Raw genomic sequence first — 1030 nt, forward strand, 5'->3', positions numbered from 1 at the left:
ACCGCGCAGCGGATGCGAAGAGTGCGGCCATGGGCCGCATAGCTGCGGTGACCGGCATAGGCGATCGTGCTCAGCATCGCGAGGACAGCCTCGACAGACATGATGGGCAGGATGGACTTGGCGACGCCCCAGGTGTCTCCCAGAATGGCCTCGCCGAGAATATCGGGGATGCAGTTCACCACCACAAGCATCGGCACCGCCATCAGGACCATCGCCAGCACCAGATGGCGGACGGATCCTGCGGCCACGCCCCGCCTGCGTCCCCTCGACAGGAACGGGATGATGAGGGGCCGGCCCGCGGCCACCAGGGTCGCGACCGGGCCAAGGAGCGTGCCCACGCCCCGCATGCCGGCGTTGGTGCTGGGGGGCGCCCATACCGCGATGCCGAAGGTCCCCAACTGCGTGGTCCCGTCCCCCAGCAGATGGTCCGCAGCGTAGGAGAGCGACATGCGGGTGGGGACCGAGGGATGACGCGGCGCCGGCCGCAAGGCAAGCCGTTGGGCAAGGGCCCCGGCGTAGCCGGCCATGGCGCCGGCGACTAGCCAGGCACCGAACGTCATCACCGGGTTGCTCCCGCTTCCAAAGGACAGCAGCATCACCAGGAACAGCACGAGCCGACCTGCCTCCTGCCACACCGCCGTCCAGGGATTCAAGAAAGCCGTCGACACGGACTTGGAGAACTCTCCCAGGCACACGCCATGGGCGGTGAGACCGACGAGCAGCAAATAGGGAGAACTGACCAGGAGCCCTGTGCCGACCGCCAGCCCCCCGAAGAGCAGAGACCAGGACGCGTTGACCCCGCCTCCCGCCCGAACACCACGGGCGTCGGGTAGAGCGGCGAAGAGCGGCTCGGCCACCATGGCCTTTGTCATGCCCGTCACCAACAGATACACGGCGAAAGCGACGGCGAAGCGAGCCATCTCGTCGACCGAAGCGTTACGGGCCACGGTAATGGACACGGCTAGGCCAGAGATACTGGTCAAGAGCGCCGTCAGCAGTGCTGAGTACATCCGGGCGTAGGTGAGAACCC

General features: G+C 67.1%; 1 protein-coding gene. It reads right to left on the reverse strand.

From position 1 onward, the window contains the following. A partial coding sequence (locus AB0L75_RS44585) for a hypothetical protein (RefSeq protein WP_365191988.1) occupies nt 1-1010 on the reverse strand: 1010 nt, incomplete at its 3' end. Nucleotides 1011-1030 lie beyond the last annotated feature (20 nt).

It is taken from the genome of Streptomyces sp. NPDC052101 (assembly GCF_040680235.1).
Lineage (GTDB): Bacteria > Actinomycetota > Actinomycetes > Streptomycetales > Streptomycetaceae > Streptomyces.